Annotated in this window: 19 protein-coding genes; 7 read left to right on the forward strand and 12 right to left on the reverse strand. The window is 45.0% G+C overall.

Annotated elements, in window-relative coordinates; all coding sequences use genetic code 11:
• On the forward strand, positions 1–562 hold a 562-nt coding region (locus L0M98_RS10540; RefSeq protein ID WP_227215825.1), incomplete at its 5' end, for a PD-(D/E)XK nuclease domain-containing protein.
• 18 nt (positions 563–580) lie between these two features.
• On the opposite strand, the gene L0M98_RS10545 is transcribed toward L0M98_RS10540, so the two are convergent.
• The 4 genes from L0M98_RS10545 to L0M98_RS10560 form a co-directional block, all read right to left on the reverse strand.
• Entirely contained in the window at positions 581–910 is a 330-nt protein-coding gene (locus tag L0M98_RS10545) for a CGGC domain-containing protein (RefSeq protein WP_227215826.1), read from the reverse strand.
• Positions 911–950: 40 nt separating this feature from the next.
• Positions 951–2,099, reverse strand: a complete 1,149-nt coding sequence (araJ, locus tag L0M98_RS10550; protein WP_227215827.1) for an MFS transporter AraJ — start codon at positions 2,097–2,099, stop codon at positions 951–953.
• A 91-nt stretch (positions 2,100–2,190) separates the two neighbouring features.
• A complete protein-coding gene (locus L0M98_RS10555; RefSeq protein WP_227215828.1) occupies positions 2,191–2,823 on the reverse strand; it encodes a DUF5715 family protein in 633 nt (210 codons plus the stop codon).
• Complete coding sequence (locus tag L0M98_RS10560) at positions 2,820–3,731, reverse strand: cation diffusion facilitator family transporter (RefSeq protein ID WP_370645641.1); 912 nt, start codon at positions 3,729–3,731, stop codon at positions 2,820–2,822. Before L0M98_RS10560 ends, L0M98_RS10555 begins: the two co-directional genes overlap by 4 nt.
• Before the next feature lie 152 nt (positions 3,732–3,883).
• Here L0M98_RS10560 and mscL point away from each other — a divergent pair, with 152 nt between their 5' ends.
• Positions 3,884–4,306: a large-conductance mechanosensitive channel protein MscL gene (gene mscL / locus L0M98_RS10565; RefSeq protein ID WP_099293473.1), complete on the forward strand. Its 423-nt coding sequence runs from the start codon at positions 3,884–3,886 to the stop codon at positions 4,304–4,306.
• Between the two features lie 44 nt (positions 4,307–4,350).
• Here the strand turns inward: mscL and pyk are convergent, their stop codons facing one another.
• Both pyk and aroQ read right to left on the reverse strand, forming a co-directional pair.
• The gene (gene pyk / locus L0M98_RS10570; protein ID WP_227215829.1) at positions 4,351–5,751 is read right to left on the reverse strand and encodes a pyruvate kinase; all 1,401 of its coding nucleotides are present in this window, start codon (positions 5,749–5,751) and stop codon (positions 4,351–4,353) included.
• A 24-nt stretch (positions 5,752–5,775) separates the two neighbouring features.
• Complete coding sequence (aroQ, locus tag L0M98_RS10575) at positions 5,776–6,195, reverse strand: type II 3-dehydroquinate dehydratase (RefSeq protein ID WP_186976400.1); 420 nt, start codon at positions 6,193–6,195, stop codon at positions 5,776–5,778.
• Positions 6,196–6,446: 251 nt separating this feature from the next.
• Here aroQ and xerD point away from each other — a divergent pair, with 251 nt between their 5' ends.
• Both xerD and L0M98_RS10585 read left to right on the forward strand, forming a co-directional pair.
• Positions 6,447–7,361, forward strand: coding sequence for a site-specific tyrosine recombinase XerD (xerD, locus tag L0M98_RS10580; RefSeq protein ID WP_186976398.1), 915 nt, complete (start codon positions 6,447–6,449; stop codon positions 7,359–7,361).
• Between the two features lie 60 nt (positions 7,362–7,421).
• Positions 7,422–7,994: a hypothetical protein gene (locus L0M98_RS10585; RefSeq protein ID WP_227215830.1), complete on the forward strand. Its 573-nt coding sequence runs from the start codon at positions 7,422–7,424 to the stop codon at positions 7,992–7,994.
• Here the strand turns inward: L0M98_RS10585 and miaA are convergent.
• Entirely contained in the window at positions 7,967–8,899 is a 933-nt protein-coding gene (gene miaA / locus L0M98_RS10590; RefSeq protein WP_227215831.1) for a tRNA (adenosine(37)-N6)-dimethylallyltransferase MiaA, read from the reverse strand. The genes L0M98_RS10585 and miaA overlap by 28 nt on opposite strands.
• A 148-nt stretch (positions 8,900–9,047) precedes the next feature.
• On the opposite strand from miaA, the gene L0M98_RS10595 reads away from it, so the two are divergent.
• From L0M98_RS10595 to L0M98_RS10605, 3 genes are all read left to right on the forward strand, one after another.
• Positions 9,048–9,569, forward strand: a complete 522-nt coding sequence (locus L0M98_RS10595; protein ID WP_099293485.1) for a GNAT family N-acetyltransferase — start codon at positions 9,048–9,050, stop codon at positions 9,567–9,569.
• Between the two features lie 141 nt (positions 9,570–9,710).
• The gene (locus L0M98_RS10600) at positions 9,711–11,702 is read left to right on the forward strand and encodes a hypothetical protein (RefSeq protein WP_227215832.1); all 1,992 of its coding nucleotides are present in this window, start codon (positions 9,711–9,713) and stop codon (positions 11,700–11,702) included.
• Positions 11,703–12,275: 573 nt separating this feature from the next.
• Positions 12,276–12,815, forward strand: coding sequence for an RNA polymerase sigma factor (locus L0M98_RS10605; protein ID WP_227215833.1), 540 nt, complete (start codon positions 12,276–12,278; stop codon positions 12,813–12,815).
• Between the two features lie 47 nt (positions 12,816–12,862).
• On the opposite strand, the gene L0M98_RS10610 is transcribed toward L0M98_RS10605, so the two are convergent.
• From L0M98_RS10610 to L0M98_RS10630, 5 genes are read right to left on the reverse strand one after another with little or no spacing between them, the layout of a single operon-like run.
• Positions 12,863–15,652, reverse strand: a complete 2,790-nt coding sequence (locus L0M98_RS10610; protein WP_227215834.1) for a M16 family metallopeptidase — start codon at positions 15,650–15,652, stop codon at positions 12,863–12,865.
• A complete protein-coding gene (locus L0M98_RS10615; protein WP_227215835.1) occupies positions 15,649–16,929 on the reverse strand; it encodes a thioredoxin family protein in 1,281 nt (426 codons plus the stop codon). The genes L0M98_RS10610 and L0M98_RS10615 overlap by 4 nt, the downstream gene beginning before the upstream one ends.
• Positions 16,930–16,988: 59 nt before the next feature.
• On the reverse strand, positions 16,989–17,414 hold the full coding sequence (locus L0M98_RS10620) for a hypothetical protein (protein WP_141560993.1): 426 nt from the start codon (positions 17,412–17,414) through the stop codon (positions 16,989–16,991).
• An 11-nt stretch (positions 17,415–17,425) separates the two neighbouring features.
• The gene (locus tag L0M98_RS10625) at positions 17,426–18,043 is read right to left on the reverse strand and encodes a hypothetical protein (protein WP_227215836.1); all 618 of its coding nucleotides are present in this window, start codon (positions 18,041–18,043) and stop codon (positions 17,426–17,428) included.
• Positions 18,031–19,629 carry a RagB/SusD family nutrient uptake outer membrane protein gene (locus L0M98_RS10630; RefSeq protein ID WP_227215837.1) on the reverse strand — a complete coding sequence of 533 codons (1,599 nt, stop codon included), beginning with the start codon at positions 19,627–19,629 and terminating at the stop codon, positions 18,031–18,033. Before L0M98_RS10630 ends, L0M98_RS10625 begins: the two co-directional genes overlap by 13 nt.
• Position 19,630 lies beyond the last annotated feature (1 nt).

Genomic DNA, 19,630 nt, shown 5'->3' on the forward strand with positions numbered 1-19,630 from the left:
TAATCCGATTCCATTGATTTACCAAAGCGGATACTTGACAATAAAAGAGTTTGATGCAGAGTTCAAGAATTACCTGCTTGCTTTCCCGAATGAAGAAGTTAAATATGGTTTCATTAATTTTCTCGTACCTTTCTACACCTCCATTCCGGACGAAGAAAAAGGGTTTCACATAGGCAAGTTCGTGCAGGAATTGGAAAAAGGGCAAGTCGATGCCTTCATGACCCGCTTACGTGCATTCTTCGCGGACTTCCCTTACGAGTTGAACGAGCGGACGGAACGACATTACCAAGTAGTGTTCTACCTCGTGTTCAAGTTAATGGGACAATTCACAGATGCAGAAGTACGGAGTGCCAAAGGACGGGCAGACGCCGTGGTGAAAACGCCAAAATATATTTACGTGTTCGAGTTCAAACTCGATGGCACGGTAGAGGAAGCCCTCGCGCAAATAGACGACCGGGGGTATCTTATTCCTTACTCTGCTGACGGACGTGAACTCGTGAAAGTGGGCGTGGAATTTATTGCTACCGAACGGAATATAGGGACATGGAAAGTCAACGCTTGAGTGCCGCGGAGCTCATTCTCAATGCGTGTAATCCAGCACTTGAATGTTCTCCCCCACCTTCCGCACGATAGCCGCTTTCATCTGTGCAGCATGGGGACACGGGAACCCGATGGGTGTTCCTTTAAAAATACATGACGCCAAAGCGATCACCTCAGCCCCCCTGTCAACCAACATCTTCGCGCGACTCACCGCCCGTTTACCGGGACAACCGCCACAAGATACGATACCCACGATCTCGGAAGACCCTACACCCTCGAACGCCAATTTTCCTCCCGAAGCACACTTGATACAAGTGGTGGCGGGACAAAGATCCTCCGTCTGCTGACAACGAATAATTCCTACTTTCATATTCCGTGATTTATATTATCCCACAAAGATAATATAACATTCAAGAATGCCGCTCGAATTTCCGGGAGAATATCACAAGAAGAAGACAACCTACCACGGCAAAAGGAACCCCGACCAAAGCGGGATAGCGATAATCGAGTCCTGCCTGCAACGGCAAGCCCCCGGCGTATGCCCCGATGGCGTTTCCCAAGTTGAAAGCGACTTGCGCACTGGCAGCACCCAACATCTCGCCTCCTTTCGAGTAACGAATCAGCAATACCTGTTGCGGACTAGACACGGCAAACAAACAAGCCGTACACACGCACATGAGTATCACAGTCACCCATGATATCCCGGCAAAGAAAAAGATTAACAGCAAACTTAACCCAATCGTGCCCTGCGCGACGGCAGCCACCCTTCCCGGCGTGTAGCGGTCGGCAAGTCGCCCGCCCGTGAGATTCCCGATGACCATGCCAAATCCTGCCAATATCATCAGAAATGTAATCGTGTGAGCGGGGAAGCCCGCCTCGTGTGTCAAGAGAGGGGTGACATAACTATACCACGCGAAAGTACCACCGTTGCCTAACAACGTCGCTCCCAACAGTAACCAAGGGGCGGTAGTTTTCAGAAAACGGAATTGTCCCCGCAGCCCGGTATCCGGTACACCTTCCACTTGCGGCACCCAGCGCCATATAAAATACAAAATAAGTATTCCCCAAAAACCGACAAGCCCGAACGTCAACCGCCATGAAATGGATGCACTCAACGCCGTTCCGAGAGGGACCCCGAACAGATTCGCGATGGTCATACCCGCGATCATGATAGAAACCGCTTCCGAGCCTCTCCCCTTGTCGGCAAGTTTCTCCGCCACGATAGAAGCCACCCCGAAATAAGCCCCGTGAGGCAACCCGGACAGAAAGCGGGCAAACAACATCACCCAATAATTGGGAGCCAAGGCCGCGCAAGTATTTCCCAGCATAATCATTACCACCAATCCCAGTAATATATGTTTCAACGGGTATTTCCGTGCCAGTATCAGCACGGGCGCACCCACGCAAACACCTAACGCGTACGCGGATATCAAATGACCGGCAGTAGCGATGCTAATATGCATATCGGCGGCGATATCGGGCAATATTCCCATCATCACGAACTCGGCAATACCCAACCCTAAGGTTCCGAATGCCAAAGCAACAAGACTCTTTTTCATACACTTCCTTTTATAAACAGAAGTCATACGAAATTTTCAAAGATCGTGTGACTGTCTTAATGCAGAAATAAGTAATATTAACATTCAAACCTCATCGTACCGTGATATGGAAACACCCCTGCTTATACTCGTAACGGACGTAGCATTTCTTCTGCAAGCGCAAATCCTGCAACACGTCTGCCAGCACGCTCTTCAACTTATCCCCGGGGGCACCTTTGCGTCCGTCCTTTTCAAAACGGGCATACGCGATGTCAAACGTGGTACCGTACACGTGGGCAGAGTTGGCACTGGCGTTAATGTTCTTTTTCCGCAGATTCTTCACGCTCGACCCCGTGCGCAACACGCTGGTCACGACAATACTATGCGCGGGCAAGCCCTTTTGGTAAAGCGAATCTTTAAAATTACGGGCTATCGTTCCCAGCAACTCACAAGCCTCCGGCACCAGATAAGGCTCGGAGTGCGTGAGCTTGTCGACTTTGAACAAGCTACAAGTCTTTATCTCTTTCAGCGTCCTGTCGGCTTTACTCAACTCCCCCGATGAAGTCAAGGGAGTTATCCCCAAGCGTTTTGCCGAGGACAGATGCCGATCATTCAGATCATTAAAAGTACGCTGATAATTTGTGAAATACACGAAGGGGCGTTTGCTTTTCTGTTCCTCCTTACAAGCCCCGAATAATACCGCCGCACAACACACCGCGGCATACCACCACACGATTCTTCTCATTCTTCAATCTTTCCATTTTTCACAGGTTCCACGTGTACCGCCACATGAGTACGCTTCCCGTACCTTTCACGCAAACGGTTCTCGATGCCCGTGGCCACCACGTGTGCCTCCCGAACCGTCATATCCGGCTGAACCCGGATATGCACCTCGATTGCAAAATCATTACCGATACGACGAGTACGCAAGTTGTGCGGATCTTTCACCTGTGGATCTTTATTTATAATAGTAATAATTTCTTTCTCTACTTCCTCCGGTAACGAACGTTCCAGCAGATCATTCATACAGGGAATCAGCAATTGGATGGATACTTTCACGATAAAAACACTCACGATCACCGCCGCTATCGGGTCAAGAATATGCCAATCCTTCCCCAGAAAGATAGCCCCGGCAATACCTAAAGCCGTACCAATCGAAGAGAAAGCATCCGAACGATGATGCCACGCGTTGGCCACCACCGCCTGACTCTGCACCCGCCGCCCCGCAATCGCGGTATAGCGATAAAGCACCTCCTTTACCACGATTGAAACAATTGCCGCGATGAGAGCGATCATATCGGGACTCCCGATCTCCTCACCTTTTGAAACGGCAATAATCTTGCTCAATCCACTCCAGAAAATCCCAGTCCCGACCATTAACAGCACCAAACCGATGATTGCCGTGGCAAGCGTTTCATACTTCCCGTGCCCGTAATCGTGTCCGGTATCCTTCGGTTTGGCGGAAACTTTGACAAATACCAGAACAATAATATCCGTGATGAAATCGGAAAGGGAATGCACGGCATCGGCAATCATGGCGCTACTCTTCCCGAGTATCCCCGCCACGAACTTGAAAACCAAAAGCCCAAAATTCGCTATCGAACCGACAATAGTGACCCTATATATTTGCTTTTCCCTATTTTTCTCTTCCATTACATCCATTTTTACCCTCACAAAATTACAATAATAATGCAAAATTCTCCCTTCATTTCTACGCGGATAAAAATAATTCATGTAGTTTTACAACATTTTGAAAGTTTAACCGTTCAAATACACAAATTATATAACCAAAAAAATATCGAAATATGAAACTCTTGGATGAATTCAAAGCATTTGCCCTGAAAGGGAACGTAGTGGATATGGCAGTCGGTATCATTATCGGTGGTGCTTTCGGGAAAATTGTATCCTCTCTTGTCAGTGATATCATCATGCCTCTCGTGGGTATGTTGATCGGCGGTATTAACTTCACGAACCTGCACATCGTGCTAAAACACGCCCACACGGACGAGGCGACCGGGAAAATGATCGAGGCTGTCACCGTTAATTATGGTAATTTTATACAGACAACGCTCGATTTTTTGATCATCGCTTTCTCCATCTTTATCGCCATCAAGTTCATGAATAATCTACGGACAAAGAAAGAAGAAGCCCCCGCGGCACCTCCCGCCCCCACGAAAGAAGAAACATTACTAACCGAAATCAGAGATATACTGAAAGAAAAGAAATAAGACAAAAAGAGAGCCGGCTTAAAAAAGCCGGCTCTCTTTTTGTCTTATCTTATTTCTCCAATCTTACAAACTTCAATAAACGAAGCTCCCTTTCCCCGTCCGAAACTACCGCCGACAACCACGACATAATCGTCGTCCTTGATACCCTGCTTCATCAACATTTCGGGAAGGTCGTTCATAAACTCGTCACGGGACATCGGTTTTTCCGTGTAATAAGGATATATACCGAAAGACAATGCCAATTCCCGCATCACCCGCTCGTTATAGCAACGGGCATACACGGGCAGATCACTCCGGAAAGCCGACAGGTAACGTGCCGTACGACCGGACAAAGTATCCACCACGATAGCCTTAATGGGCAGCATCAAAGCCGTTTTCACGGCAGAACGGGCTAACGCCGCGGTAATCTCATTATTGATACGTACCAAACTTCTCCCGGCATCCGGCGGCACAGTACCCTCGTTCTCCTCCGCCACTTCCCGCATCACGGTCACCGCCTCCACCGGATATGCCCCGTAAGCCGTTTCACCGCTCAACATGATAGCATCGGTACCCATGTAGACAGCGTTGGCGATATCACTGATCTCCGCCCGCGTAGGTCTGGGATGCTCGATCATCGTGTGCAACATCTGCGTGGCGATAATCACGGGTTTCTTGCTCTCGATACACTTCTTCACGATATATCGCTGAATCTTCGGTATCTTCTCCGCCTCGATCTCGATTCCCAAATCCCCGCGGGCAACCATTACCCCATAGGCATAATCCAGAATCTCGTCTATATTATCCACTCCGTCCTGATTCTCTATTTTGGCAATCACCTTGATTTTACTGTCACGGGCATCCAGTATCGCCTGTACAGCCATCACGTCTTCCTTGTTGCGCACGAAAGAGTGGGCGATAAAATCCAAATGATTATCCACCGCAAAATCAATAAAAGCCCGGTCTTTATCACTTAAAGATTGTAATTTCAACGAAGCCCCCGGCACGTTCACGCTTTTCCGGTTCTTGATTGTAGCCTCGTTCGTCGCCATCATCTGTAAACTATGGTGATGTTTTTCCACGACCACAAGTTCCACGTCCCCGTCGTCAATCAGCACCTTGTCCCCCACCTTTATATCTTCCGCGAAATACGGGTAGGAAACATGAATTAATTTACCTTCCATCTTCAACTCCGGATCACCGGTCAGGTAAACCGTTTCTCCCCGGTCCACGTGCATGGGTTCGTCCATCAACATGGTGCGTACTTCCGGTCCCTTCGTATCGATCAATATGGCTATATCGTCAGAAACTTTCCGAACGTTTTCCACTACCTTCAACGCCTGCTCGATATCTTGGTGAGCGGTATTCAACCGCACGACATTCATGCCCGCGCGGTATAAACTCTCCAAAAACTCCACATCACATCTTTTGTCGGATATGGTAGCCACAATCTTTGTCTTCTTCATATTTTATATTATAAATCTAAAAAATCATTCGTCCAATAAAGCCTGCAACGCCAACTCGTAAGATTTCAAACCGAATCCGGCAATCACCCCCCGGCAAACAGCCGTCAAGTAAGAAACGTGCCGGAAAGGCTCCCGTTTCGCAGTATTCGAGATATGCACCTCGATCACGGGGCATGAAATAGCCGAAATAGCGTCCGCGATAGCTATCGAAGTATGCGTGTAAGCCCCTGCATTGAGAATAATACCGTCACACGCGAAGCCTACCTCATGAATTTTATTAATCAACTCCCCCTCCACGTTAGACTGGTAATAATCGATCTCCACCATCTTGTAAAACTCTCTCAACCCCGCCAGATAATCATCGAAAGAAGTTTCTCCATAAATACTTTTTTCTCTGACACCCAACAAATTGAGATTCGGTCCATTTAAAATCAATACCTTCATAACATTTGTTTTTAATCTTTCGCGAAATTAACAAAAAAACGACGAACGGGGATTCCGCGTGCCGCATTTCGGCAATTAAATTTTTATTACAAAAGCCTTCATGGATTTTTTTTACGTTAAACTCGACAAAAGTGTTACAAGTCACGAAAAAAACTTCTATCTTTAGCTGGCGAAAACTTATATAGTTCTCTTTATATAGGTGAAAGTGGTGAATTAGAATTTGTATTATTTATATTGTAACACGGTTAAACATGACTTGGAACGAAACGATAGATAGTTTTCGGACATATTTGGTCTTAGAAAAATCGCTATCTCCAAATTCGGTAGAGGCCTATCTGAACGACATCAGAAAGTTAGCAGCTTATTGCGAAAAATTGACTCCTCCATTAGATCCAAAAGAGGCGTCTTATAATGTATTGAACGAATTTCTCATGGTATTGAAAGATACCGGGGTTACCCCTCGCACGCAAGCGCGAAGTATTTCGAGTATAAAATCTTTCTTCAAATACTTGCTGTACGACGGGACTATCGGACTTAACCCGGCAACTTCTTTGGACTCCCCGAAAATCGGACGTTCGCTTCCAAGCATACTAAGCGTTGAGGAAATCGAAGCGATGATCGACAGTATCGACATGAACAAACAAGAAGGTCAACGCAATAAAGCAATTCTGGAAACTCTTTATTCTTGCGGCTTGCGAGTATCCGAACTCGTGAATTTGAAACTCTCCCAGATCAATTTCCGCACCGGATACATCAAAATCGAGGGAAAAGGCAACAAGGAACGGATTGTTCCGCTGGGAGCAAGAGCTAAAGACGAGATTCGTTGCTATCTAAAGAAAGACCGGGATAAAATGAAAAAAGCGAGAGGACACGAGGACATCCTATTCTTGAACAAGATGGGGAAAGCCCTCTCCCGTGTGATGATCTTCAATATCATCAAAGAAACGGCTCGCCGTGCAGGATTGAGCAAGGTCGTATCTCCCCATACCTTCCGTCACTCGTTTGCATCCCACCTCGTGAACGGCGGTGCGGACATTCGTACGGTGCAGGATATGTTGGGACACGAATCTATTTTAACAACAGAAATTTACACGCATTTGGATAACAACTTCACCCGGGACACGGTTACAAATTTCCACCCCAGAGCGAAGAAATCCCGTAAATGATCCTTATATTTGTATCCGATACTTTCGGGTATCGGATACATTTTTATATATAAGGACAACATGGAAAACAAACAAGATATACTAAAGCAGTTGGCAGATAGCGACATGGAAGTCGTGAAAAGTGCCATCGAGCAAATCAAACAAGAAGGCGATATCTCTATCGCGTCGGAATTGCTGGATATTCTATTACGCAGTCAAGATACAACCGTAATAACAAACATCACGTCATTACTTTCAGACGTGAAAGATTCCGACTTCAAAACCATTTTGATGGACAAACTTATCAACGCGACAAGCGAGTCGGGGAAAGCAAACCTCCTGCGTATTTGTTGGGAATCCGCCATTGATTTCTCTGAATACCTCGATGTATTCGTGGATATGTTATTAAACGAAGACTTTATCACGGCACTGGAAGCCTCCACCGTAATCGAAAATCTAGGTGGTAAAATCCCCGAAGAAAAAATACATATCGCCATCAAACGCCTCCAAACAAACAGCGATGAAAACAAGAATTTCCTGCTGGAAGACACGCTCCTGCATCTCGAAGAACTACTTCGCCACGACGATGAAGAAGAGGACGAGAATGACGACCATCACCACCATGATCACCATTGCGGTTGCGACGGGCACTGATTCATCCACTCCATCACCTGCCCGACTTTCTCGTCAATCGGCATATTGCCGTCGAGCCATTTAATATCAAAACCGTCGCGTTCCATCTTGCGAAACCAAGTCATCTGGCGTTTGGCAAATTGGTGAATAGCGATATTCAATTGCTCCACCATATCGTCATAACTCAATTCTCCGGTAAGATAAAGAGTGAGATATTTGTATTCCAAACCGTAATAAATCAAATCCTCCGGTTTAATACCGCTATCCAGTAATCCTTTCACTTCCTCCACCATGCCGGATTGCAAACGCGCGTGCAGCCGCTCCGTGATTCGTTGACGGCGACTTTCCCGGTCGAACAACACCCCGACAACCAGCGATTGAATTTCGGGGAACTCGCCTTTCACCGGTTCATGTGTTTTATAATACTCCGCGATCTCTATAGCCCGGATAGCCCGTTTGGCGGTATCGGTATCCGTCGTGTTATGCAGTTCGCGATAAGACGCCAGTAATTCTGCCAACTCCGGTAAAGACTTCCCGGACAAACGTGCCCGTAATTCCGGATTCTCCGGAACCGGAGTCATGCGATACGCTTTCAATATCGACTCCACGTACAAGCCGCTTCCCCCGCACATCACGGGAAACACTCCCCGACTCCGGCAATCATTCCACACCTTTAGAAATTCCTGCTGGTACATGAAAAGATTGAAACGGAAACCCGCATCCGCGATATCAATCAGATGGAAAGGCACCGGCTGCCCCTCGTAAACATATTCTCCCAAATCCTTACCCGTACCGATATCCATTCCCCGGTAAATCTGCCGGGAATCCGCCGATATGATTTCTCCCTTCAATTCCGCCGCCAACCGTACAGCCAAAGCTGTTTTCCCCGTTGCGGTCGCTCCCACGATAGATAATAAATTATACATGAACTACGAGCTATTACAATTCTTGATTCTTAACTTGACAAAGGTAATATTTTTTAATTTATTCCTTGATTTAACAACAACCAAAGCGGGAAATTGCTATATTTGGAAGCGATAAAATGAACTTATACACGAAAATTATACAACAACTATGGTAAAGGATGACACTATTCGCTTGAGAGCCCTTGAACCGGAGGACTTGGAATACTTGTACAAATGGGAGAACGATATGGATTTATGGGAAGTCAGTGATACACTCACCCCATTCTCTATATTCACGTTAAAAAAATACATTGAAACGTGCCATCTGGATATCTATACCACCAAGCAATTGCGCTTGATGGTGGAACGGATTGAACCTCAAACACGTGTAGGATTAGTCGATCTTTACGACTTCGATCCTTATCACCAACGTGCAGGTATCGGTATCATGATTCACGACAGCGAAAACCAAAAACAAGGATTCGCTACTTCTGCTATCCGCCTGATGATAGACTACTGTTTCGAAACGCTGGGACTGAACCAGATATACAGTAGCGTGCCCAGTGGCAACATCGGCAGCCGGAAACTGTTCGAGAAACTCGGTTTCGTGCAAACCGGTTACCGCAAAAACTGGCTGCGCCGGGGTAACGGGTGGGAAGATATTGTATATTTCCAACTATTAAATCAATAAACCAGACGAGAGGCTGTTTATGACAGCCTCTCTTAGTTTATAAAGTTCATAAAGTATCCCTTGCGGGAGCTAAAGTTTATAAAGTCAAGAAAAACACTTTATGAACCTTATAAACTTTACAAACCTTATAAACCCATTATCATGAAACACTCTTTATTATTGGTATGTTTATTTACAGGGCTTATCGCAAAAGCCGAGATTCCGGAGAAAACAATACAAGCCACAATCAACGCCATTCAAACCAAAGGCGGTACCGATAAAACTCTCATCGAAGCCGGAGTGCGTCAAACGGCGCACCTTTGGCAGACGCAAGACGGGACGGATACAGAATTTCAAGAGTTTTGCGTGAATAACTACATCACTACCGCGGCGGAAAAGGAACAAGTATTCCAAAAAGTAAGTCATTATTTTGAAGCCCTCTGGGGACATTTCAACGAGATATCGCTCCAGTTGCAGTTGAACCTGCACCAAGATAACGGCCCTCTTCATGACATCGACCCCATGTTCGGGGCATACAGTCCGGGGGCACACCTCATCAACGATTTTTACAACAACAAGATCGGGTTCATCATCGCCCTCAACTTCCCGGAAGTTCCCTTGCAAGACAAGGAGAAACTGGGTACAGACCGCACGGCATGGGCATACGCCCGTCTGGGTGACGTGTTCACGGAGAGAGTACCCGCCGAACTACTGCAAGCAGGAGCCAAAGCGGAAAGCGACGCCGACGTCTATATTTCCAGCTATAACATCTACATGGGACACGTGTTGAATCCCAAAGGGCAAAAACTATTCCCGGAAGACAAAATACTGCTTACCCACTGGAATTTACGGGATGAAATCAAAGCCAATTACAACAAAGGAAAAGAGGGACTGGACAAACAACGTACGGTGTACGAGGTAATGAAGCGTATCATATCCCAAGAAATCCCGACACAAGTGATCAATTCCGGTGCTTACGACTGGAATCCTTACACGAACACTCTCGCTCAAAACGGGCAATCCGCCACCGGGACACCGGAAGACACGGAGCGTTACCAACGGATGTTGAATAACTTCCACGCCATGCAAGCCATCGATCCTTACGCCGGAAAGAACTTTATCGACCGTAAATTCTCCGGAGAAATGGAGGTTTCCGTGGAAGACGTGAAAGCTCTGTTCAATCAATTTCTCACCTCCCCGGAATTAAAAGAGGTCGGCAAAATTATCTCCAAACGTTTGGGAAGAAAGTTGGAAGCCTATGATATATGGTACGACGGTTTTAAACCCCGCAGCAATCTGGATGAAACCAAACTGGACGCACAAATACAAAAACTGTATCCCGATGCCGGGGCATTCAAGGCAGGACTTCCCTCTCTGTTAATCCATTTGGGCTTTACCCCGGAGCGGGCGAACGAGATATGCGACAAGATTGCCGTGGATGCAGCCCGCGGCTCCGGTCACGCGTGGGGAGCCGCCATGAAAGGTCAACAATCCCATCTCCGCTCCCGTATTCCTTCCGAGGGAATGAACTACAAGGGATACAACATCGCCGTACACGAGTTCGGGCATAACGTGGAGCAAACGATCTCCATGTATAACGTGGACAATTTCATGATGGCAGGAGTCCCCAACACGGCTTTCACGGAAGCCCTCGCTTTCGTATTCCAGAAACGGGATTTACAACTTCTTGGCATCGAGAACAACGATCCGGAGAAAGACAAACTGGACATCCTCGACAAGTTCTGGAGCCTGTACGAGATCATGGGTGTTTCCATGCTCGACATCTCCGTGTGGGAATGGATGTACGCCCATCCCGACGCCACGGCGGAACAACTCAAAGAAGCCACAATCACACTATCAAAAGAGATATGGAATAAATACTACGCTCCCGTCTTCGGTAAAAAAGACGAAACCGTACTGGCAATCTATTCGCACATGATCAGCTACCCGCTGTATCTATCCGCCTACGCTTTCGGACAAATCATCGAATTTCAATTGGAAGACTATCTTAACGGCAAAAACTTTGCCCAAGAAGTAGACCGCATCTATCGTTTGGGACGCCTCACCCCGAACGAATGGATGATCCAAGCCACGGGCAGCCCTCTAAGCGTGGAACCTCTGGTACACGCTTTACAAAAAGCGATAAAGAAATAAACTCTAAATCGCCTTCGGCGAGTTACAAGTTGCAAGTTACATTTGCCTTCGGCAAGTTGCAGGTTACAAGCCATATTTCTTGCGTTCAAGACTGTATTCCAGCTCCTCCTCTGTTTATAGAGGAGGTAGCACGAAGTGACGGAGGAGTTTATTAATTAAGTGATTGAGTGATTTTAGATTCAATGATTCCAGCCGCACGAACAACACTTCGTTAATCACGGAATCGGCAATCATTGAATCACTAAATTCAAAAACTCCCTCCCGGCTTCGCCGTACTCCCTCTATAAACAGAGGGAGAGTTGAAATACCGTCTTAAATGTTAGAGAAGCAACCTGCAACTTGCCGAAGGCAAATGCAACTTGTAACCTGCAACTCGCCGAAGGCGAACATATAAAGTTACGCTAGCCAGAACCATCCCCCATAAGGTTACGAACAACACCCCTTCCCCGTCGGAAAATACTCCAAATAAGCCACTCTTTCCCGAATCATTATATCTAAATTTATTATGCACAAGAATGACCTTTCCACTTCCGTGGTATAGTATATTCTTTTATCGGATGCGACAAATTTGTGATGGAAGAACTTGATTTGATTTTAGAGGGGATAAATAATAGGGAAGAAAAGAGTTGGAAACAACTCTATACCATCTGTTACAAAGCGTTATGTACCTATTCGGAAACGATCGTCAACAACTTTGACGACGCAAAAGATATTGTACAAGACCTCTTCATTAATATATGGTATACAGATACCCGCTTCCCTACCTCTCGGGAATTATTAAGTTATCTCTACAAGTCAACATATCGTAATTCACTGATTTTCATTCGTGACAAGAGAAATCAAAACCATATTTTAAACAAAATGAAACAAGAACACTACCCGGAAGAGTTTCCGCTGGATTTCTTACTTAAAACCGTTCAAATCGAAATCATCAGACATTTGCACGCGTATATAGAAAAACTGCCACCCATGCAAAAAAGAATCATAGAACTGAGTATCGCCGGACTATCCGGCAAAGAGATTGCCGCAAAGCTAGGAATCAGCATAAACACGGTAAAAGTCCAAAAAAGCAGGGGATTGAAATTTCTCCGGAAACATTTAAAAAACAAATAAAGAATGCCGCCCGAACGGGAAAAAACGTACTCGGGCGACCTCTCTACTCACTTTCTCGACTTAATGACTAAATCAACACACTGTGCACTACCAAAAAACTTACGGGCAAAAGACAACACATCTTTAGCTTTTATTCTATCAATAAACGATTCAAAATAATAAGGTGAATCCATTCTTTTCCCTGTTTTATTATAAAACTGAAGATTCTCCGTCCAGAAAGCAATCGTGTTATAAACGGCATCATCCGCAGCCTTCTTCTCTTTCTTTATAGCTAGAACAAAATCTTCCACAGCTTCTTCCGACAGCCCTTTTTCCAGAAATTCCCGAACCTGTTCATGAACAAGTGCCCTCATCTGCGGTCCTTTATCCAATGAAGTCGCAAAGCGGATAAATAATTCTTGCAAACAATGGGGAGAAGTCGTCGTTCCTCCTAAAACTTGAACACCATAAGCAGCCCCTTGCTCACCCCGGATTTTATCCTGCAACGAATATTGGAAATACAATTTCAGTACATGCATACACACTTCATCTATCGGACGAATTTTTAATGTATTCTGAAACTCTATACTTACCATATATTTTTCATCGGGCATATCAACCTCCACGTCCTCGGTAATATTCCCCAGACGATTATAATTATAATCCACCGCTTTCTCTTTCCGGTAAATAGACGGGAGTGCCCCGATGTATTTAGCCACTAATTCTTGAGCCTCTTCCCGTTTGATATCTCCCACCAGATAAAATACGAAATCGGATGCATCCCGGAAACGATCTTGATAAATCCGAATCATTCGGTCATAATCCATCGCGGCATAGTAAATCGAATCCTTTTTCCAAAGACGCGGTGATTCCACTCGCCGGATTGCACCAAGCACCTCTCGGATCGTATCATTCATCGTTCGACGAGCGTTAGATTGAGTCATTTGACCAACCGTTACAAAACGCTCAAAAACTATCCGGTCGAATCTCGGGTGCTCCATTGCCAAATAAAACAACTGAAAAGCGAAATCAGCATCTTTCAATACCGCCGAAACACTAATACTTTCAGCACGTTCATCCAAAGACACGTTCATATTTACCGTGTGATCCTTCATCAAATATTTTAGCGTCTGCATATCATACTTGTACAAACCGGACTCTAAAACTAACGCGGACAAAGCGTCCGCCGAAGGCAAATCCTCTGCCGCCAGCAAAGAACGCCCGCCGACACTTCCAGCCAATAGGTTAAAAGTTCCCCTATCCCCGTCTGTATACTTATAATACACTTTTGCCCCATTATTCAAAACCCACTCTTCCGCATCCAAATCCTTCAATTTCCTCTCTTTTACAACTCGTCCGCCTTGAATTTCAAAATCAACCAACTCGGTATTGCCATCCATCACCTGCAATTCAACTCGATTCTCTTCCATTTCAAGCGAATGGGATTGGGCAATCATTCCCTTTATCTCCGCCACACTCGGAAAAGTATACGTGGAATCGCTACCTTGCATCAGGAAAACCCAATTTTTACCATCATCCCACTTGGATATCCATGCTTGAAAAGTTTTAGCCGACAGCGTATCAAGAACCCCCGATAAGGCTGCCAATTTTTCATCCACACTGCACAGCGGCTTCCCGAGCAAAAAATGATCTTTATAAATCTGAAGAAACACATCATTAGGGATATTATTCTCCTGATTCATGCTTGCCCTTACTTCTCTCCGGTAACTCTCGAATGCTGGCTTCAACACCTCATCCGTGAAACCCAAGCGATGTACATATTCCATCTGGTCCAAAAGTTGCCGTAAAGCCTCTTTCTCTTTCCCGGGCAACGATGTCAAGGCGATATTCAGCCCGTCATAATTCCGTTGCATATTAAAAACACCGACACCGGCATTTAAAATATAGGAATCCCCAACCTGCAAGTACTCGGCAAGAGCACCGCGCATAATCCGATTGTAAAAATCACGCAACAACCTCTCTCGCGACATCGCTTCCAATGTACTCTCTGGCTCTTTCCGAATCCGCTTCACCAGCATCACCGAATTATTGGGAATTTCCTTGTCTATCAACTTCGCGTACAAAGGTTCATCATTATCCTCTATCCCGTAAACGACACGAGTTTTCGGGTTCTTCCTTTTCGGAATAGGATTAAACAACCGCTTCACTTCAGCCTCCATCCCGCTCACGTCAATATCTCCCAGTATCACCACCGCCTGCAAATCCGGACGATAAAAATCCTTATAATACTCCTTCAACTTCTCCGGTGTAAAATTCTGGACAACATCCACCGAACCGATAATATCATGTGTCGCGTATTTACTTCCATTGTACATATAAGGATCGGACATTTTCTGCACTCTTTTGCTCACCGTCATTCTCGTGCGGCGCTCCTCCCGGATCACCTTGCGTTCCTGATCCATATCTTCCGGTTTCAACGTCAAAAACCCCGACCAATCCCGCAATACTAACACGCACGAATCAAGCAATCCCGGGGAAGCCGTGGGGACATTCTTTATATTATACACCGTTTCATCGTACCCCGTCTTGGCATTAAAAAGTGCAATCCCGTTACGTTTCAAAAAAGCAGGTACTCCATCGGGAAAACTTTCCGTGGCGTGAAAAGCCATATGCTCCAACACATGTGCCAACCCGTTCTGATCCTCCTCTTCCATCAACGAACCGACATTCTGTATCAGATAAAAATCAGCACATCCGGGTTGCGTTCCCGTGTGGCGTATATAATAAGTCAACCCGTTTTCCAACTTTCCATGACGAAACACAGAAGAACTGTCTTGGGCTAAAGCAAAAGCCCAAGAACATGAAAGGAACAAAAATAATACTATTACACGCTTCATAATGTATTCAATCTACTCTGGATCATTTTCTGTAACTGCAATCTCATCTGCTCGTTATCAATTTCCGCGCTCACGATAAATGCCTGATTAAAACATTGCTTTGCCTTTGACAAATCCCCGGTTTCTTTATAACAATCCGCTAAAATACACAACACCCGGGTTTTCAACTGTGGGGTTATCGAAGGGAAAGCCAACGCTCTCTCCAACCATGGTATTACCCGTGGGTAAGCGCCTTCCGGTAAACGTCCTTGATAAAGTGTAAACAAATCCTCAACAGGCATCGTGTAATTATTCACGGTTAAAACAGTATCCGCCCCATCAAAATATTGATTCATCTTCTCGAAAAAAACATCCGTATTTTTCCGGTTCAAATTATAATACCCGTCTGCCAACAAATTAATCGCCTCGAACGCCGACAACTTTCCAAACGGAATGCTCCCGTAAACAGCATTCAAATCCCCGTTCAATCGCTCTAATTCCTGCTTATACTCAGCCTTTCCCTCCCGGCAAAGAGAAATAATATACCCATTAAACAACGTTATAATATAATTATCCACCTCACTTTTACCAACTTTCTCTACATATTGCTCATAATTCGCCACCAACCCGTCAAAAATAAAATCATTCTTCGCCTTCTTGGCATGGAACATCACCAACAAAGAAAAATCCTCCTCGTTTGCCATATTCTCCAGTTTCTTGCTATTCACGTACTCGTCAAAAAGGGACTCTATACGTACAACCCATTTTTCACGATTATACCCTTCTTGAGTACCTATAAATACAGGAGCCTGCAAAAGCAACTCTTGTCGCAAATCCAGATTTTTTTTCTCTTTCTTTACTTTCTCGTACAACTTCTCAAAACTCAAAGCATCACCTCGTACAACTTTTGCCTCGTGTAACAAAGCCCCCGGCTCCATCACCCCGTTAATCGTGCGGACCACTTCTCCTTTCCCGTTTATAAACAACAGCGTGGGAAGTACTTCCACTTTATACTTCTGCACGAGCGTCTTATTCTCCGGAGCCTCCACATTCATCTGAATAGATACAAAGTTCGTATTGAAATACTCCCCCACTTCCGGCAAAGTAAAAACCTCACTTGCCATCAATTTACACGGTTGACACCAATCGGCATAAAAATCGACAAAAAGCCCTTTCTTCTCCTTTTTAGCTTTCGCCATAGCGTCCTCAAATGTCCCCTCGAAAAAAGTAATTTGGGCAGAAACCGTCCCAAGCAATCCTAAAAACAGGATCACCAAACTAAATTTTATATATCTCATTGCTATTAAATATTTAGAAGGAGAAAGAAGACAATCTTCTCTCTCCTATTTTGTTAAAACTATTCCAACACGAACGTGAATATATCCGTCAGAATAGCCGAATGACCTTCATTTTCAACTTTCAAAGAAACCGTGTAACACCCCTCGGGCGAATCGACTTTTGCATCAACGTACATCCGTCCACCACCGATCACAGTCAGATATTTGGTAAAATCCTCTGCGGCCTCCTGTCCATTAGAGCTCTTCACTCCTGCAAGTGAATAAGTCAATGGTTCTGTACCCAAAAGTTGCTCTACTTGGGAAGTCACCCATGGGATTGTCACATCAATATCCTCTTCATCAAGGTTCGAGAAACGAGTAATTCTCAACGTATCTTGCGTATAAGATGCATCATCCGTGAACAAAAAACCAACAGCAACATCGCTACACCTCATGAATGCCAACGCCATGAACAACATGACAAAATATAATAGTCCTCTTATCATCTCTATTCATTTTAAATGTACTTAAACTGAAAACTATACCCCAAAGCCTGAACAACGCCATTATTCGTTTGTATATCAGTCGAATAAATCCTATTAACCGCCGTTCCCCCACGAGCGAAAAAATGTAAAGAAATTTCACCCATATCCGGCACTCCCTCGAAAGGTTGTTGATAAGTCCACATGAACAAGCGTCCTCCCAGCGTTCGATACTCGATACCGTCACTCTCCTCTCCCGTATACTCATCCCTCTTTCCCCGGGGCACATCTGCTAGCATAACACGTTGAGGTATAATCAACTTCGAAAGTGTATTTTGACAAAATTCCACCGGAATATCGGTCACTTTTTCATATCCATTTTCTATCATATACAAACGGATAGTGTAATTAGTCACACCCAAAAAAGTAATTTGCTCGTGCTCACCTTTTCCTTCGAACAAATCTTTCAATCCGGCATGTTCAATCATGATAATCGTGGAATCCCAATCCCAAGGTTGTATATGTAAATATTCCCACATCGAACAATCATGAACACCATTCGCCAACTCGCCTTCATGATAATTCCACTTCGTGCACGATCCCAATAACACGATCAATGCAACCCCTTTTAATAAATATATTAATTTTGCCATTGCCAATAAGTATTTTGAGTCATCAACGTATTTTTAGTAAACGCACCCACGCCAACCGGTGCGTACAACGCTCCATTTTTCACATCTTGATCTGTTAGAGTCGTGAAATTACCATACAACACCTCTTTCCAATAACCGTTACGAACAATATCGAAATAATATTGCCCTTCACCGAAAAGCTCGCGTCTCCGTTCATCAAAAATTTCCCGACGCAAAGATTCTTTATCTTTGGAACCCGTGTAATCTCCCAACTCCGCACGATATCGAACCGTATTTAAATCATTTACAGCCGTTACCATCTCCAGATTCACGCGACACTCCGCTCTCAACAAGATCAAATCGGCCAATCGCCAAATGACCCAATCGCCATCCGTCGCGATAACGACTTCACCAGCCCACGATGTCACCTCCTCACTCGTCTGCTTAATCACGTCCCTCCACTTGGCAATATGCGCATAAGGGGTTACCTCACGTCCCACCTCGATCTCTTCCTCAGTTTCCTCATCATACTCATACACAGGATAAGTCAATTCTCCCAACTCGAACCAGAATTCTCTCCGACGGGCATCCACCTCTTCCGGATAAATGCTTTTAACCGTCTCCACAGTAATCTTTACATATTCATCCCAACTATCATTTACAATATTAGCAATCGCCGCTTCGTCTGTCGTCGTGTAAGGATAACTCATCAACATCTGTCCCGGCAACTCGGTCTTCAATTCTGACCACCATTTGCGATCAACATCCAAAGGATCATTATCAATACAAAAAATCGTTTCCCTGCTATTCCGATTCGCACCGAACACGTTTGAAACCAAGCCATCCATGCTCTCCAACTCGTACACACCGCATTTACCGTCAATCACTTCCGACGCATACCGTTCCGCTTCCTCCCAGTACTCTCTTTCATGAGTCAAGCCTCCTAACCAAGCATAAATATTCGCCAATAACGTATTTACCGTTCCAAGACTTGCGTATTGCTTGGAAGTAATCTTACTCCCGTTAGCATTAATCAATTTATCATGAGTAGGAAGCGTCAAAGCCAATTTTGCCTCTCTCAACGCTTCGTTCAAAACTTCCAACGCCGGTTTCTTACCTTCCGGTTCAATGGATTCCGAACTTTTGGCTATAGGAGCATCCCCCCAGATTTGAGCTAATCGAAAATAAGCAAGAGCTTTAGCGAAATGAGCTTGCCCTAACCAAAACTCCGTGCGCTCTTTTGAAATATTTTCAAAGCGGTATTCGTTTTCCAGCATCACATTTGCCAAGTAAATCACGTTATAAAATTCCCCCCACTCTATATCCAACACCATGCTCTCGTCATCCAAATAAGTAAATGGATCCAACGTGCGGAATCCCTCGTAATACATCCCGACATTATCCGCATCAATCGAAATATAAAAATAGGGTTGAGTTCCCATACAAACCGACTTCATGGAAGCCAAGATGCCATTATACATCGCTTCAACTTCACTCTCGTTCTTGAAATAATTAACGAAAGTCACCGAATCTTCCGGCTCAACCGTCAACCAATCATTACATGAAAGCAATGGAATAAACAATAATAATATTAATAATTTCTTCATT

This window comes from Butyricimonas sp. DFI.6.44, from assembly GCF_022132345.1.
GTDB classification, from domain to species: Bacteria; Bacteroidota; Bacteroidia; order Bacteroidales; family Marinifilaceae; genus Butyricimonas; species Butyricimonas muris.

Coding starts and splice junctions, on each gene's coding strand:
- L0M98_RS10610 (WP_227215834.1), bottom strand. CDS start 15,652: ATGAAGCGTGTAATAGTATTATTTTTGTTCCTTTCATGTTCTTGGGCT.
- L0M98_RS10615 (WP_227215835.1), bottom strand. CDS start 16,929: ATGAGATATATAAAATTTAGTTTGGTGATCCTGTTTTTAGGATTGCTT.
- mscL (WP_099293473.1), top strand. CDS start 3,884: ATGAAACTCTTGGATGAATTCAAAGCATTTGCCCTGAAAGGGAACGTA.
- L0M98_RS10630 (WP_227215837.1), bottom strand. CDS start 19,629: ATGAAGAAATTATTAATATTATTATTGTTTATTCCATTGCTTTCATGT.
- pyk (WP_227215829.1), bottom strand. CDS start 5,751: ATGAAGAAGACAAAGATTGTGGCTACCATATCCGACAAAAGATGTGAT.
- L0M98_RS10585 (WP_227215830.1), top strand. CDS start 7,422: ATGGAAAACAAACAAGATATACTAAAGCAGTTGGCAGATAGCGACATG.
- L0M98_RS10605 (WP_227215833.1), top strand. CDS start 12,276: ATGGAAGAACTTGATTTGATTTTAGAGGGGATAAATAATAGGGAAGAA.
- L0M98_RS10555 (WP_227215828.1), bottom strand. CDS start 2,823: ATGAGAAGAATCGTGTGGTGGTATGCCGCGGTGTGTTGTGCGGCGGTA.
- xerD (WP_186976398.1), top strand. CDS start 6,447: ATGACTTGGAACGAAACGATAGATAGTTTTCGGACATATTTGGTCTTA.
- L0M98_RS10620 (WP_141560993.1), bottom strand. CDS start 17,414: ATGATAAGAGGACTATTATATTTTGTCATGTTGTTCATGGCGTTGGCA.
- L0M98_RS10560 (WP_370645641.1), bottom strand. CDS start 3,731: ATGGAAGAGAAAAATAGGGAAAAGCAAATATATAGGGTCACTATTGTC.
- L0M98_RS10625 (WP_227215836.1), bottom strand. CDS start 18,043: ATGGCAAAATTAATATATTTATTAAAAGGGGTTGCATTGATCGTGTTA.
- araJ (WP_227215827.1), bottom strand. CDS start 2,099: ATGAAAAAGAGTCTTGTTGCTTTGGCATTCGGAACCTTAGGGTTGGGT.
- aroQ (WP_186976400.1), bottom strand. CDS start 6,195: ATGAAGGTATTGATTTTAAATGGACCGAATCTCAATTTGTTGGGTGTC.
- miaA (WP_227215831.1), bottom strand. CDS start 8,899: ATGTATAATTTATTATCTATCGTGGGAGCGACCGCAACGGGGAAAACA.
- L0M98_RS10545 (WP_227215826.1), bottom strand. CDS start 910: ATGAAAGTAGGAATTATTCGTTGTCAGCAGACGGAGGATCTTTGTCCC.
- L0M98_RS10595 (WP_099293485.1), top strand. CDS start 9,048: ATGGTAAAGGATGACACTATTCGCTTGAGAGCCCTTGAACCGGAGGAC.
- L0M98_RS10600 (WP_227215832.1), top strand. CDS start 9,711: ATGAAACACTCTTTATTATTGGTATGTTTATTTACAGGGCTTATCGCA.